This is a genomic window from Streptomyces sp. V3I8 (assembly GCF_030817535.1).
Lineage (GTDB): Bacteria > Actinomycetota > Actinomycetes > Streptomycetales > Streptomycetaceae > Streptomyces.
In genome coordinates this window covers 4805591-4819111 of record NZ_JAUSZL010000002.1, presented here as the reverse complement: position 1 = coordinate 4819111, position 13521 = coordinate 4805591, and the positions used below count along the sequence as shown (strand labels likewise).

Sequence of the window (13521 nt, the reverse complement as noted above, 5' to 3'; positions counted from 1 at the left end):
AATCCCCCGCTGCCGAAGGCAGCAGCCCATGCATCTTCACGGTCTGATCACATGTCATCGTACGGGTGTTTCAAACGAGTTCAGGCGTTTCAACTGAGTTGGAGCAGTCCCCTGAGCAGGTCGCGGCTCTCGTCGGGTCCCGGGCTGTCCTGCTGCAGTTCCTTCATCGCCTTCTCGTACTGGGCGACGTCCTCGCGCTTGTCCAGGTACAGCGCGCTGGTGAGCTGCTCCAGGTAGACCACGTCGGACAGGTCGGACTCGGGGAAGCTCAGCATGGTGAAGGCCCCGCTCTCCCCGGCATGGCCGCCCAGGCTGAACGGCATGACCTGGAGCCGCACGTTCGGCCGCTGGGAGATGTCGATGAGGTGCTGCAACTGGCCGCGCATCACATTCCGGTCGCCGTACGGCCGCCGCAGCGCCGCCTCGTCCAGCACCACATGGAACTCGGGCGCGGTCTCGGCCACGAGGTACTTCTGCCGCTCCAGGCGCAGGGCCACCCGACGGTCGATGTCGGCGCGGCCGGCGCCTCGCATGCCCCGGGCGACGACCGCGTGCGCGTACGCCTCGGTCTGCAGCAGGCCGTGCACGAACTGGACCTCGTAGGACCGGATCAGGGCCGCGGCGCCCTCCAGGCCGACATAGGTCGGGAACCAGCTGGGCAGGACGTCCGAGTAACTGTGCCACCAGCCCGCGACGTTCGCCTCCTTGGCGAGGGAGAGCAGCGACGTGCGCTCCGCCTCGTCGGCGATCCCGTAGAGCGTCAGCAGATCCTCTACGTCCCTCGTCTTGAAGCTCACCCGGCCCAACTCCATACGGCTGATCTTCGATTCGGAGGCGCGGATCGAGTAGCCGGCCTTCTCCCGGGTGATCCCGCGCGATTCGCGCAGCCGCCTCAGGTGCGAGCCGAGCAGCATGCGTCGTACCACTGATCCCGACTCCTGCGTGCTCACGTTCGTCAGCCTCCCCAACCCCGTCTCAAGGGCCGCAGTCTGCCACTAAAACACTTCAAGCAGTACTCGTTCGGTTACAGAAACGGCAAGCTTTCAGGGGAGAAGCACAGGAAACGACAAGGAGAAGACAAGCCACTCCGAAAAAAGTGGCGCGGAGATGGCGGAAAAAATGCCCAAGAAGCGGCACGGGAGGTTCAATTCGGGCGCGTGCACGTGCATCTGCCCTTGCATCTGCTGAACGCATTCGGAACGATGGTCTAGCGCCACCGCTGCATCGCAACGACCGCGAACCCCGGGAGTGCCTCGCATGGGGACGAATGGATCGACCATGCTCGAGCCGTTACGGCAGGGGCTTCCGCCACTGGACCCCGCGTCCGTGTCCAACGCCGCCTCCTGCGCCCTCCCGCCCCGTTTCGAAGCGGTGCGCGACGCGCGGCAGTTCACCCGCCGCACGCTGGACCAGTGGGACGTGGGCAACCGCTTCGACGACGTCTGTCTGGTGGTCTCGGAACTCGTCACCAACGCACTGCGGCACGCGCTGCCCGCGGACACCCCCCGACCGGCCGACCAGGACCCGCCCGTGCGGCTGCACCTGATGCGGTGGACCGGGAGACTCGTCTGCGCGGTGCGCGACCCCAGTCACGACAGCCCGGTCACGGGCGACTCCGACGACTCCTCGGCGGAATCGGGCCGCGGCCTGTTCCTGGTCGAGTCCTTCGCCGACAGCTGGGGCTGGCACCCGCTGGCCGGCACGCTCGACGGCAAGGTCGTCTGGGCGCTGTTCCGCCTGGGGGCCTCCGCGTGACGGACCGCGGCGCTTTTTCGCGTCGCGGTTCTACGCGCGTTACCCGTCCCCGGGGCCCGCGGTGCGGGTCCGGGCCCTGGCCCCGGCCCGGTTCCAGGCCTGGGGTCAGCCCGCTATCAGGTGGTCGAACTCGCCGTCCTTGATGCCCAGGAGCATGGCCTCGATCTCCGCGCGCGTGTAGACGAGGGCCGGTCCGTCGGGGAAACGCGAGTTGCGTACGGCCACCTCGCCGCCGGGCAGCCGCGCGAACTCCACGCAGGACCCCTGCGAGTTGCTGTGTCTGCTCTTCTGCCAGGCCGCCCCGCTCAGCTCCGTGGCAGCCATGCCGTTGTACACGTCGTGGTCCACAGGTCGCTCCCCGGTGGTGCATCAACTTCGGCCTCTGTTGCCTCTGCTGCTCTTGATGCAGTGGTCAACTGCCCCGGATCATAGCTGTCTTCACATGCAGATGCATGGGCATATGCACGTGCACGGGGGGTGGTCTCCTGATTACAGCTTTGACGGTTGCGAAGCCCGAATCGTTCCCATGCCGCGCTCCGTCTCAGGAGGAGACGCACAGCGGGCCGTTCGTGTTCCAGAACGGCCCCATCCTGTTCGACGGGTAACGGGACGGGGCGGGGCGGCCGGGGTCACAGGGGCCGCCGGGACCGGGGAGGACTCGGGGACCTCGGAAAACCCGGGGAACCAAGGGCTCCGGGAGCCAGGACGGGCTCCCGGAGCGACCCGGGCCACCGCGACGCGTACGGCGGCAGGACCGTCCCCCCAACGGTCCTGATCGCACGGGCCGGCCGCCGCCGCTGTCGTGCCGGGATCCGGGCGACCCTGCGACTGCGAATCTTTCCGCGGTCGAAGTGACACGTGGGGTGACGGACCGCGGGTCGGACCTCCGGAAGTGTCCCGTACAGGACGCTCTTCACGCGCAGGACACCCTTCGCCTCCGCTCTGAAAGGTGGAGGTGAAGGGCAGGCGTTCGGTAGCTTGCTGCCGTCGTGCCGGTGGCATCGGCGCCACCGGTGGTACTCGGCGCGTACCGGCGACCCGTCCGGCCAGACCCCTGGGGGCTCCAGTGACTTCCGCGACCTTCCCACGCAGGCAGACCCGGATCGCGGCCGCGACGGCGGCCCTGGCGGCCGCGCTCGTCCTGACGGCCGGCTGCGGCGCGGACGGCGGCGGTGACGGCGACAGCGACGCGTCCGCCGGGACGACCGCGCCCCCGACCGCCTCGGCGGACACCGGCGGCGGCTCCGGCGACAGCACGGCCGCGGCCGGCGACCTGGAAGGCAACTGGCTGGCCACCAAGGACGGCAAGGCCGTGGCCCTGGTGGTCACCGGCCAGGACGCCGGACTGTTCTCCACGAGCGGATCCGTCTGCAGCGGCTCCGCCAAGGAGACCTCGGGCATGCGGATGATCGCCCTGAAGTGCTCCGACGGGAACGAGGACCGGGCCGAGGGCATGGTGGACTCCGTCGACTCCACCACCTTGAAGATCACCTGGGAGGGCTTCGGCAAGGAGACCTACACCAGGTCCGAGGGCGAAGGCCTGCCGTCCGGGCTGCCTACGGCGAGTCTGGGTTCCTGACACCGCCGGCGCTGCCGCCCCCACTGCCACCGCTGTCGCCATCACCGCCACCGCTGTCGCCACCGCCGCCAGCGCCGTCGTTCGCGCTTCCGCGCCCGGCCGTCCCGTCGAGCGTCATGGGCGGCACGGCGGTGTCGAGGGCCTCGGACAACTCGGTGAGCGCGTCGAGCACGAGCCGCGCCGCATCCCGTACGAACGCGTCATTGCCGGAGGCGACGGCTCCGACCCCGTCGGGCTTCCCCGGATCGGCGCCCGGGGTCTTCGAGGCACTTGCCGTGTCCGGGGCGCCAGGGGCGCCCGGGTCCTCAGGCGCGCCAGCGGCGCCCGGGGCCCGTACGGCCGTCGCCGTCTCCCAGGCCTCCAGCGCGGCTCGCACGGCGTCCCAGTTCGGGACCCGGCGCTCGCGTACGGCCCTGGCGCCCTGCTGCGTGGACTCGCGCAGGGCCTCCGCGAGGGCGGCCGCCGCCGGGACCGGGGTCGCGTCGCGTTCCGGCAGGTGGGCCTCCAGGAGCATGACGACCCGGCCGAGTTGGGCGAGCGCGTCCTCGGCGTCGTCGGCGGCGGTCCGGGAGAGCCCGCGGTGGCGGACCGGTTCGGCGGTGGCGCGGGCCACGGCGGTGTGCCAGGCCGCGCGGGCGGTGCGCGCGGTCAGCAGGGCCTCGCGGACGTCCGCGACGTTCCTGGACGCCGGGTCGGCGTAGGAGCCGAGGACCACGGCGGCGTAACGGCCCTGCGTGGCCAGCCAGTCCGCGAGCCGGGTGCGCAGGCGCGGGGTCTCCCACGCCGGGTAGACGGCGTACGCGATCATCGCCAGGAGTCCGCCGAGCAGGGTGAGCAGGACGCGTTCGGGCACGGTCTGGGTCCACTGTTCGCCGCCCATGCCGAGCAGCAGGACGACGTACGCGGCGATGCAGGCCTGGGCGGCGAACTGGCCCGTGCGCATCAGCAGGTACATGAGCCCGGCGCTCACCACGGCGAGGACGCCGGAGAGATAGGTGCCCGGGTCGGCCAGCCGCACCACCGCCGTGGCCACGCCCACGCCCACGACGGTGCCGCCGAGCCGGGCCACCGCCCGGCTGTACGTCTGGGAGAAGTCCGGGCGCATGACCATGACCGAGGTCAGCGGGGCCCAGTAGCCGTGGCCGAGGGGGAGGGCGGTGCCGAGGACGTACCCGACGGCGGCGACGGCGGCGACTCGCGTGGCGTGGCGGGTTATCGGGGAGCCCTCGCGGAGTTCCTTGCGCATGGCCGTGAGCGCGGTGGGGACCAGGGCGAGGAAGGTGGGGCGGCTGCGTGCTGCCGCCGCCTGCGGTGGCGGTTCCGCACGGCCGACGCCGTGACCGGGGCCGCGGCCGGCTTCCGTGCGGCTTGCCGGGGTGCTGCCGCCCGCCGTCTCCAGCACGTCCTGGAGGAGTGTGCCGAGGCGGGTGGCCGCACGGTAGGGGCGTCCGGTGAGGATGCTGCCGGTGTCCGGGGTACGCAAGACGGCCAGGGCCGCGGCCGGGACGGCCACCGGTTCGCCCCGGCGGATCGCGTGGGCCGCCGCGTCGAGGACGGTTCCGGTGGCGGCCAGCAGTTCACGGACCCGGTCGCAGGCACGGCCTTCCGCCGGGACACCGGCCGCCGGGTCGGCGAGGGAGGCGAGGACGGGGCGGATCCGCTCGGCGATGCCGCGGGCGCCGTGGAGTTCGGCGGGCCGGCGGCGGGCCTGGCGGGGGGTGACGGCGGCCGCGTTGCGGGCCTCCATCAGCGGCAGCGGGTCGAAGGACGCGAGGGGATCGTGGCGCAGACGGCGCGCGTAGTCGGCCTCGGCGGCCAGGGCGTCGGCCAGCGCGTCGCGGTGGGCGCCCCAGCGGCGTACGGGGAACAGCACGACCAGCGCGGCCTGGACGACCCCGCCCACGATCATCATGGCGGCGTGGCCGGCGGCCTCGGCGACGGAGGTCGGCAGGGTGACCGTCACCAGCATCATCGCCACGTTCGAGGACGCGATCAGGCCGATGGTCGGGCCGGCGGCCCAGCTCAGCCCCGCCGCGAACGTCCACACCACCAGCAGCGCGAGGAAGAGCGGCTCCCAGGAGACCGTGAGGTAGCCGAGGAACGTCGACACGGCGAGACTTGCACCGGAGGCGAGGGCCAGTTCGGGGCGGGGGCGCCAGCTGCGCTGGAACGTCGCGATCGCCGCCTGGAACGCGCCGAACGCCGAACTCGCGGCGACGGCGGGACCGAAGGCCCACAGACTCACCGCGATCACGATCGCGAGTCCGGCCGCCCCGCGCACCGCGCCGAGGGGTTCGAGCCGCTTCTTCTCCACGGCGAGCCCCGAGCGCGCGGTGTCCTTCAGCGCTCGTCTCCAGCTCACCGCGCCAGCGTACGGGAGGGGGGTGGGCGGGTGGCGTACCCGGGGTCCGGGACGTGCGATGGTGCGGGGGCGCGGTGACGGGTGACGCCGTGGCGCGGCCGGCGGTGGAACACGGTCACGCGGAACCGCATGATGATCCATGAGTCAGTACGCCGGATCCAGCGTCCGGAGCCCAGAGTCCAGAGCCCAGAGGAAACCATGCGCACCCTGCCGATCGCCGTCACCGCCCTCGCGGCGACGCTCGCCCTGACCCTGTCCGCCTGCGGCGGTGACGACAGCGGTGGCGGCGGTGACAAGAAGAAGACCGACAGCAAGGCGAGCAGTTCCCCGACCGCCTGTGCGGGTGACGGACTCGGTCAGGAGGTCGTCGCCAGCGAGGCCCCGGCCGCGGGCGACACCGGGACGGTCTCCGTCACCCTGACCAACGGCACCGGCGCCGACTGCACGCTGGAGGGTTTCCCGACCGTCGGCCTGGAGGCCGGCGGGACCACCTTGCCGGTGGCTCCGGAGAAGTCCGCGCAACCGGAGAAGCTGACGGTGAAGCAGGACGAGACGGTCGGCTTCACGATCACGTACGTACGGGGGCCCGCCGATGACGCGGCGAAGGGCGCCGCCGTCGCGACCGCGACGTTCGGGCTGCCCGGCGCGGACGCCGAACTGTCCTTCCCGTGGAAGTACGGCGAGGTGGCCCTGCGGAGCGCGACCGAGCCGGACGCGTCGGTGACCGCGCTGCAGCGGGCGGGCGACTGAGGGTCGCGGCCGCTCGGCAACACGGTCGGGGAACGGCCGGGGAACGGCCGGGGAACGGCCGGGACGACCGTTCCCCGAACGGAGGCGCTGCGGTCGGTCAGCGGCCGAAGTGCCCGAATCCGCCCTCGTGGTGGTTGCCGTCCTCGTGACGGTTCCCGTCCTCGTGACGGTTGCCCTCGTCGTGACGGCCGTCGTCGTGACGGCCGTCGTCGTCGTTGTCGTCGTCGTGGTTCACGTTCTCGCTCTGCCAGCGACCCGCCGCACAGCCGTTGCCGTAGTAGGCGTTGCTGTGACCCGCGCCCGCGAACTCGCCGCAGGCCCGGAAGCCGCCCTCGTTACGGCTCTCGTCGTGGTCGTCGGCGAGGGCCGAGCCGGCGCTGCCCAGGATCGCGGTGACGGCGAAGGCGCCGGCGGCAAGGAAGGTACGCACACGCATGGTCTCTCCTGATGAGAAGTGATGGACGGACGGACGGGAGATCCGGCGCGCGAACGCGCGGCCTCACCGCCCTCACACCCAGCATCACGACGGAAGGTCCGGTCTGCGCGAATTGATCAGCCAAACGTGAACGGGCGGGGCCGGGGCCGATTCGCCGGGGCCGGTTCGCCGGGGCCGCGAGGACCACTGAGGCGGAGCCGTCGCGGGACCGAGGCGGGACCGAGGCGGGCTGTCGCGGGGCCCGGCGTCAGGGCCGCCGCAGTGGTGTCCGCGCGTTCACCTGGGCACGGTCCGCCGCCGCGGCGCCCTCCTCCCAGCCGGCCGCGTCGTGCACACCGCGCATCCGGGTCGTGACGGTGTCCGGGAACATGCGTTCCGCCTCGTCCGCGACCGCGACGTCGCGCGCCGCGAGGACCGGCAGCAACTCCCCCTCCACGGCGGTCACCTGCCCCTCGGCCGCGTCCGCCACCGCGGCCAGCCGGTCACCGATGCGATGCGCGTACGCGGCGAGGAAGGACTGCCGGAAGGACTTCGTACGCTTCCGGCCGCCCGCGCGCTGAGCCGCCTCCGCCCTCGTCATCGCGGCCGTCGCCTGCACGAGGAGGGAGGTGTGAAGGAGTTCGACCGCCGCCAGGTCGGGTTCGAAACCGACCACGGTGGAGAAGCCGAGGGCCTCGTTCCATACCGCGCGACACCGGTTCGCGCCGGCGACGGCGTCCAGGAGGACCGCCTTGGCGGCCTCGTACGGCGCGTCGACGCCGATCCGCCAGGCGCCGGGCGCGTCCTTGGCGTGCGTCCGTGCCGCGAGCAGTGCCTCGTCGATGCTGTGCCGCGCCATCAGCTCCTGCGCCTTGGCGCTCAGCGCCTCCGCCTCCTCCGGGAACCCGGTCGCCTCCGCCTTGGCGAGCAGCGCGCGGATACGGGTGAGCATGCGGGTGTCCCGGGGGACGGCGGCACCCCCGGAGGAACCGTCCGCCCCCGTCCGGGGCACGTGCGCGTCCAGCGGTTCCAGGGACGGCAGACGCAGCAGCAGGCGGTAGAGCTCCAGGACGGCGGTCGCGTACGAGAAACGGTCCGTACGGGCCGGTGTGGCCCCGGCGGGGTCCGGCCCGTCGGCGTCCGGCGCGCCCAGGGCGTCGAGCTGCGCCGTCCACCGGGCGCCCCGGGGGCGGCGGTCCCGGCCGGCCTCGGCGAGGACCAGTTCCGACACGAGCCGCTCGTGCACACCGGCCAGCTCGCGCCGCACGATCCGTACGACATCGGCGGGCTGCCAGCCGCGCCGCCAGGCCGCCGCGACGAACTCCTCGCCACGGACGGCGAGTTCGGTGTCCGAGGCGGGATCGGCGGCGAGCAGGGAGGCGCCCGTGTCGAGGGCCGCGTCGGTGTCGGCGTAGAGGGCGGCCGCGAAGGCGCGCTCGACCGTGGAGGGCGTACTACTCATCCTCCGATCGTGCCACGGAGCGCTGCGGCGACCACGCGTCAACCCGAGGTTGACACCCCTCCACTGTCAACCTACCGTTGACACATGACGACGAATCCACGCGCCACCACCTCCGTACGCCTCGACGACCTCATCGAGGCCATCAAGAAAGTCCACGAGGACGCCCTCGACCAGCTCCAGGACGCGGTGATCGCCGCGGACCACCTCGGCGACGTGGCCGACCACCTGATCGGCCACTTCGTGGACCAGGCCCGGCGTTCGGGCGCGTCCTGGACGGACATCGGCAGGAGCATGGGGGTCACCCGGCAGGCGGCCCAGAAGCGGTTCGTGCCGAAGGCGGAGTCGGACCTCGACCCGAGCCAGGGCTTCAGCCGCTACACACCACGCGCCCGGAACGTGGTGGTGGCCTCCCAGGAAGAGGCCAGGACCGCGGGCAACGACCAGATCCGCACCGATCACCTGCTCCTCGGCCTGATCGCCGAGCCGGACGGTCTGGGGGCGAAGGCGATCACCGCGCAGGGCGTCACCCTGGACGCCGTGCGCGGGGCCGCGAGCGCCGCACTGCCCGCGCGCGCGGAGACCATGCCCGCGCTCGTCCCCTTCGACGGCGGCGCCAAGAAGGTCCTCGAACTCACCTTCCGCGAGGCCCTGCGCCTGGGCCACAACTACATCGGTACGGAGCACATCCTGCTCGCCCTGCTGGAGCACGAGGCCGGGACGGGCGTACTGAGCGGACTCGGCGTCGACAAGACGACCGCCGAGGCGAACATCGCGAAGGCGCTGGAAAAGGTGACGGGCACACCCGCGGAGTGAGCCACCGCGGGACCCGAGGGGCCAGGGGCTGGGGGGCCAAGGGCCCAGGGGCTGAGGGACCGAGGGGCCAGGGACCGTGGTCCTCCAGGGACCGCGAGGGCTCCGTGGAGTCCGTCCCGGGGATTGTCAGACCCTCCTGCGAGACTCGGATCATGACCGACCGGTGGGCCCTCGCGCCGGCCGAGGACGGCGGCGCCGAGCTCGCCCCCCTCGGCCCCGACGGGCTGCCCGCAGGACCGGTCCTGCGGGAGCCGGACCTCGCCGGGTCCGTACGCTCCCGGCCGGACGTCACCCGCTGGGTGTGGCGGGCGACGGCGGAGGTCTATCCCCGCCTGCGCGCGGCGGGCGTCCGCGTGGAGCGATGTTACGACCTGGAGGCGGCCGAGTCCCTCCTGCTCGGCCACGAGGGGCGGCTCGGCGAACCGCGCTCGGCCGCCGCCGCCCTGGCGAGGCTGCACGGCGGCCCGGTACCGCCCGACCCCCCGCAGCGCTCCGCGCAGCCCGGCTCCCAGTCCTCGCTCTTCGAGCCGCGCCCCGTCCACGTACCGCTGGCACAGCTCGTCGAGGTGTACGGCCACCAGCAGCGCAGACACGACGCGACCGCGCACCCCGAGCGGATGCGGCTGCTCACGGCCTCCGAGTCGGCAGGCATGCTCGTCGCCGCGGAGATGAACGCGACCGGGCTGCCGTGGAGCGCGGACGTGCACCGCGAGGTGCTGCACGAACTGCTCGGCGAGCGGTACGCGGGCGGCGGCGAGCCGCGCAGGCTGGCCGAGCTGGCGGAGGAGGTGTCGGCCGCGTTCGGCCGCCGGGTCCGGCCCGACCTGCCCGCGGACGTCGTCAAGGCCTTCGCGCAGGCCGGGATCAAGGTGCGGTCCACCCGCCGCTGGGAGCTGGCGAGCGTCGACCACCCGGCCGTGAAACCGCTGCTCGAGTACAAGAAGCTGTACCGGATCTGGGTCGCCCACGGCTGGTCGTGGCTCCAGGACTGGGTGCGGGACGGGCGGTTCAGACCGGAGTACCTGGCGGGCGGCACCGTCACCGGCCGCTGGGTGACCAACGGCGGCGGCGCGCTGCAGATCCCGAAGGTGATCCGCCGGGCCGCGGTCGCCGACCCGGGCTGGCGACTCGTCGTGGCGGACGCCGACCAGATGGAGCCGCGCGTGCTGGCCGCGATCTCCCGCGACCCCGGACTGATGGAGGTGGCCGGCCGCGGGAGCGACCTCTACCAGTCCGTCTCCGACCGGGCCTTCTCCGGCGACCGCGCGCAGGCGAAGCTCGCCGTCCTCGGCGCGATCTACGGCCAGACCTCCGGCGACGGCCTCAAGAACCTCGCGCTGCTGCGCCGCCGCTTCCCCAGGGCGGTGGCGTACGTGGACGACGCGGCCCGGGCGGGCGAGGAGGGCCGCCTCGTACGGACCTGGCTGGGCCGCACCTGCCCACCGGCGGCGGGCTCGGACGCCTCGGACGAGGAGGCCGGGATCCCGGACAGCGAGCAGACCGACGGCCTGGGTGGCCCGGACGGCCGGGGCGGCCGGGGTGCGGGGGCCGACCCCGGGGACGGCCGGGAGTGGGCGCCGGGGTACGCGTCCACCGACTCGCGCGCCCGGGGCCGCTTCGCCCGCAACTTCGTGGTGCAGGGCAGTGCGGCCGACTGGACCCTCCTCGTGCTGGCCGGACTGCGCCGCGCCTGCCGGGACATGGCGGCCGAGCTGGTCTTCTTCCAGCACGACGAGGTGATGGTGCACTGTCCGGCCGAGGAGACCGACGCGGTGGTCGCGGCGATCCGGGAGTCGGCGGAACAGGCAGGCCGGCTGACGTTCGGGGAGACACCGGTCCGGTTCCCGTTCACGACGGCGGTGGTGAAGTGCTACGCGGACGCGAAGTAGCCGTTGCGCTCCGCACGATCCGACCGGTTCGTGATGCCGCGGGCTACTAGCCACTGACCACTGGCCACGGTGCACCGCACCGCGGTCAGATGACGGGCGGCCGTCCCAGCCGGGTGAGCCGCCACACAGTCCGCCAGCGCATCGGCCGGCGCTCCCCGGCCGGTGTCCGCAGCCCTTCCACGAAGCCGCCGAACCACGCCTTCAGCCCACCGGCGGACCGCGTCCGTACGAGGGTCAGCGCGATCCAGACCACCAGGTGGACGGGGACGAGCGGCAGCGGCAGCCGCCGCCTGACCAGCCAGACACGGTTGCGGGCGGTGACACGGTGGTAGATGGCGTGCCGGGCGGGTGACGTCTTCGGATGCTGGAGCAGCAGCTGCGGTTCGTACCGGATGGTCCAGCCGGCGTCGGCGGCCCGCCACGCCAGGTCGGTCTCCTCGTGCGCGAAGAAGAACTCGGCGGGCCAGTCCCCGGTCTGCTCGAGCATCTTCATGGAGAGGGCGTGACCGCCGCCGAGGAAGCAGGTCACCTCACCGCCCCGCATGGGGTCCTTGGCCCCGAGCCTGGGCACGTGCCGGCGCTGGGTCTCGCCGTTCTCGTCGGCGATGCGGAAGCCGACGATGCCCAGCCGCGGCTCGACGGCGTACAGGTCCCGTACCGTCCGCAGGACGTCGGGGTCGACGAGCAGCCCGTCGTCGTCCAGCTCGACGACGACGTCCACGTCCCCGAACTCCCGCAGGCGCCGCAGTGCGACGTTACGGCCGCCCGGGCAGCCGAGGTTCTCGTCGACCTCGACGGCGGTGACCTCGCCGGGCAGGCCCAGCCGCTCGGCGAACTCCGGCAGCGGGCATCCGTTGCCGACGACGACGATCCGCTCGGGTGCGACGTCCTGCTTGGCCACCGACGCGAGCAGCGCGTCGACCTCCTGGGGCCGCGTCCCCATCGTCACCACGGCCACCGCGATCCGCGGTCCCACCGACACGACGCCCACCCCAACCTCGACCTCACCGGACTGTGAGGGAGCGATGCTAGCCGTTCACGGTAAGGACTCTTCGAGTAAACGGCCCATTCAGGGTGTCGCACACCCGCTTCGCGCATTGCGTCCGGGGGCGGTGGGCCGGGTAGCGTGTCACGCGCCGAGCGCGACCGGAGGCGACCCGGGCGGACCGGACCCGACCGGAGGCGGCCGGGGAAGCCCGGCGCAGGAAACCTGGCGGAGCGAGAGCAGAGAGGCCCCGGACCATGACCGTATCCATCTCCCTCCTCCTGATGGCGGCCGTCGCCCTGACCGCCGCGGTCGTGGGTCCCCGTGTCCTGACCCGCGCCTCCTGGCCCGAGCGGGAGCCGGTGCTCGCGCTGTGGGTGTGGCAGTGCCTGGTCGCCACGGTCCTGCTCTGCTGTCTGACCTCGCTCGTGCTGAGCGCTTCGGCCGTGTTCCACACCGTGCGCGTCCACGTGTTCGCACCGGCGCCCGCCGCCGTCACCGAGGCGTACGACCTGGCCGCCGCGCCGCCCTGGACCACCGCGCTGGCGCTGCTGCTGGCCGGGGGCGCCGCCTGGACCACGGCCATGCTGGCCCGCGAACTGGTGGAGGCCCGCAGGCGCGGCAACCTGCGCCGGGCACACCTGCGCGAACGCGCCCCCGAGCTGCCCGCGGGTCTGCCCGCCGCCCGCGGCCCCCTTCTCGTACTGGAGGACGAGTACCCGGACGCGTGGTGGATGCCGGGCAGCCGCCCCCAACTCGTCGTCACGACGGGCGCCCTGCAGCGTCTCACCACCCAGCAGCTGGACGCCGTCCGGGCCCACGAACTCGGCCACGCCCGCGCCCATCACGACTGGCTGCTGCACCTCTCCCAGGCCCTGGCCGGCGGTTTCCCGGGCATCCCGGTGTTCAGCCACTTCCGCGACCAGACGCACCGCCTGGTCGAACTCTCCGCCGACGACACGGCATCCCGGCGCTGCGGCCACCTCACGACGGCCCTGGCCCTGATCGAACTGAACCAGCACCGCGGCGTCCTGTCCTGCGCGACCCCCCGCCCCCTGCTCCACCAACGAGTGGAGCGCCTCCTGGACCCCCCGCCCCGCCTCCCCAGAACCCACCGCAGGAGCACCACGACGGCAGCGGCCCTGGCCCCCCTGCTCCCCCTCCTGATCGCCTTCGCCCCGGCGCTGACGACACTGGGTTCCTAGGAGACGGCTCGGCGGCGGCATTCAGAAAAAGCAAAAGCCCCAGGTCACGGCGAGTGAGAATCCTGGGGCTTCCACAGAGCCGCCTTCGGGATTCGAACCCGAGACCTACGCATTACGAGTGCGTTGCTCTGGCCATCTGAGCTAAGGCGGCGCGCTGCCGGAACCATGGTGCGATCGGCAACGTCAGCAAGTGTACACAGTTTCCGGGGGTGCTCCGTACCGGCCCTGTGCCGGTGCCGGACGCACCCCCGGCAGGGGTTTCGGCGGGCTCCCGGAGTTCACCGGGAGCCGCCGAAGACCCGGCCG

Annotated in this window: 12 protein-coding genes and 1 tRNA gene; 6 read left to right on the top strand and 7 right to left on the bottom strand. The window is 72.8% G+C overall.

Going from position 1 to position 13521, the window contains the following annotated elements; translation table 11 throughout:
- Positions 1-89 precede the first annotated feature (89 nt).
- The gene (locus QFZ75_RS21430; RefSeq protein WP_307544655.1) at positions 90-914 is read right to left on the bottom strand and encodes a helix-turn-helix transcriptional regulator; all 825 of its coding nucleotides are present in this window, start codon (positions 912-914) and stop codon (positions 90-92) included.
- A gap of 364 nt (positions 915-1278) precedes the next feature.
- Between QFZ75_RS21430 and QFZ75_RS21425 the strand changes: the two genes are divergently transcribed.
- The gene (locus QFZ75_RS21425) at positions 1279-1755 is read left to right on the top strand and encodes an ATP-binding protein (protein WP_307539230.1); all 477 of its coding nucleotides are present in this window, start codon (positions 1279-1281) and stop codon (positions 1753-1755) included.
- A 105-nt stretch (positions 1756-1860) separates the two neighbouring features.
- On the opposite strand, the gene QFZ75_RS21420 is transcribed toward QFZ75_RS21425, so the two are convergent.
- Positions 1861-2079 carry a DUF397 domain-containing protein gene (locus QFZ75_RS21420; RefSeq protein ID WP_307544653.1) on the bottom strand — a complete coding sequence of 73 codons (219 nt, stop codon included), beginning with the start codon at positions 2077-2079 and terminating at the stop codon, positions 1861-1863.
- Positions 2080-2821: 742 nt separating this feature from the next.
- Between QFZ75_RS21420 and QFZ75_RS21415 the strand changes: the two genes are divergently transcribed.
- Positions 2822-3334 carry a hypothetical protein gene (locus QFZ75_RS21415; RefSeq protein ID WP_307539228.1) on the top strand — a complete coding sequence of 171 codons (513 nt, stop codon included), beginning with the start codon at positions 2822-2824 and terminating at the stop codon, positions 3332-3334.
- Here the strand turns inward: QFZ75_RS21415 and QFZ75_RS21410 are convergent.
- Complete coding sequence (locus tag QFZ75_RS21410; RefSeq protein ID WP_307539226.1) at positions 3312-5696, bottom strand: FUSC family protein; 2385 nt, start codon at positions 5694-5696, stop codon at positions 3312-3314. The genes QFZ75_RS21415 and QFZ75_RS21410 overlap by 23 nt on opposite strands.
- 198 nt (positions 5697-5894) lie before the next feature.
- On the opposite strand from QFZ75_RS21410, the gene QFZ75_RS21405 reads away from it, so the two are divergent.
- Complete coding sequence (locus QFZ75_RS21405) at positions 5895-6446, top strand: DUF4232 domain-containing protein (protein ID WP_307539224.1); 552 nt, start codon at positions 5895-5897, stop codon at positions 6444-6446.
- A gap of 97 nt (positions 6447-6543) precedes the next feature.
- On the opposite strand, the gene QFZ75_RS21400 is transcribed toward QFZ75_RS21405, so the two are convergent.
- Both QFZ75_RS21400 and QFZ75_RS21395 read right to left on the bottom strand, forming a co-directional pair.
- Positions 6544-6882 carry a hypothetical protein gene (locus QFZ75_RS21400; protein ID WP_307539222.1) on the bottom strand — a complete coding sequence of 113 codons (339 nt, stop codon included), beginning with the start codon at positions 6880-6882 and terminating at the stop codon, positions 6544-6546.
- Between the two features lie 247 nt (positions 6883-7129).
- Positions 7130-8323 (bottom strand): DUF2786 domain-containing protein, encoded by a 1194-nt coding sequence (locus QFZ75_RS21395; RefSeq protein ID WP_307539220.1) that lies wholly within the window; start codon positions 8321-8323, stop codon positions 7130-7132.
- A gap of 84 nt (positions 8324-8407) precedes the next feature.
- On the opposite strand from QFZ75_RS21395, the gene QFZ75_RS21390 reads away from it, so the two are divergent.
- Both QFZ75_RS21390 and QFZ75_RS21385 read left to right on the top strand, forming a co-directional pair.
- Positions 8408-9136: a Clp protease N-terminal domain-containing protein gene (locus tag QFZ75_RS21390; protein ID WP_307539218.1), complete on the top strand. Its 729-nt coding sequence runs from the start codon at positions 8408-8410 to the stop codon at positions 9134-9136.
- Positions 9137-9288: 152 nt separating this feature from the next.
- Positions 9289-11025, top strand: coding sequence for a bifunctional 3'-5' exonuclease/DNA polymerase (locus tag QFZ75_RS21385; protein WP_307539217.1), 1737 nt, complete (start codon positions 9289-9291; stop codon positions 11023-11025).
- Between the two features lie 85 nt (positions 11026-11110).
- Here the strand turns inward: QFZ75_RS21385 and QFZ75_RS21380 are convergent, their stop codons facing one another.
- Positions 11111-12001 carry a glycosyltransferase family 2 protein gene (locus QFZ75_RS21380; RefSeq protein WP_307544651.1) on the bottom strand — a complete coding sequence of 297 codons (891 nt, stop codon included), beginning with the start codon at positions 11999-12001 and terminating at the stop codon, positions 11111-11113.
- Between the two features lie 266 nt (positions 12002-12267).
- Here QFZ75_RS21380 and QFZ75_RS21375 point away from each other — a divergent pair, with 266 nt between their 5' ends.
- Positions 12268-13215, top strand: coding sequence for a M56 family metallopeptidase (locus tag QFZ75_RS21375; RefSeq protein ID WP_307539215.1), 948 nt, complete (start codon positions 12268-12270; stop codon positions 13213-13215).
- 77 nt (positions 13216-13292) lie between these two features.
- On the opposite strand, the gene QFZ75_RS21370 is transcribed toward QFZ75_RS21375, so the two are convergent.
- Positions 13293-13366, bottom strand: a tRNA-Thr gene (locus tag QFZ75_RS21370).
- Positions 13367-13521: the final 155 nt, after the last annotated feature.

What these genes read in the sequence shown, in the direction of transcription:
- QFZ75_RS21405 (WP_307539224.1), top strand. Translation starts at nt 5,895, where the DNA reads ATGCGCACCCTGCCGATCGCCGTCACCGCCCTCGCGGCGACGCTCGCC.
- QFZ75_RS21425 (WP_307539230.1), top strand. Translation starts at nt 1,279, where the DNA reads ATGCTCGAGCCGTTACGGCAGGGGCTTCCGCCACTGGACCCCGCGTCC.
- QFZ75_RS21430 (WP_307544655.1), bottom strand. Translation starts at nt 914, where the DNA reads ATGCTGCTCGGCTCGCACCTGAGGCGGCTGCGCGAATCGCGCGGGATC.
- QFZ75_RS21375 (WP_307539215.1), top strand. Translation starts at nt 12,268, where the DNA reads ATGACCGTATCCATCTCCCTCCTCCTGATGGCGGCCGTCGCCCTGACC.
- QFZ75_RS21395 (WP_307539220.1), bottom strand. Translation starts at nt 8,323, where the DNA reads ATGAGTAGTACGCCCTCCACGGTCGAGCGCGCCTTCGCGGCCGCCCTC.
- QFZ75_RS21385 (WP_307539217.1), top strand. Translation starts at nt 9,289, where the DNA reads ATGACCGACCGGTGGGCCCTCGCGCCGGCCGAGGACGGCGGCGCCGAG.
- QFZ75_RS21390 (WP_307539218.1), top strand. Translation starts at nt 8,408, where the DNA reads ATGACGACGAATCCACGCGCCACCACCTCCGTACGCCTCGACGACCTC.
- QFZ75_RS21420 (WP_307544653.1), bottom strand. Translation starts at nt 2,079, where the DNA reads ATGGCTGCCACGGAGCTGAGCGGGGCGGCCTGGCAGAAGAGCAGACAC.
- QFZ75_RS21400 (WP_307539222.1), bottom strand. Translation starts at nt 6,882, where the DNA reads ATGCGTGTGCGTACCTTCCTTGCCGCCGGCGCCTTCGCCGTCACCGCG.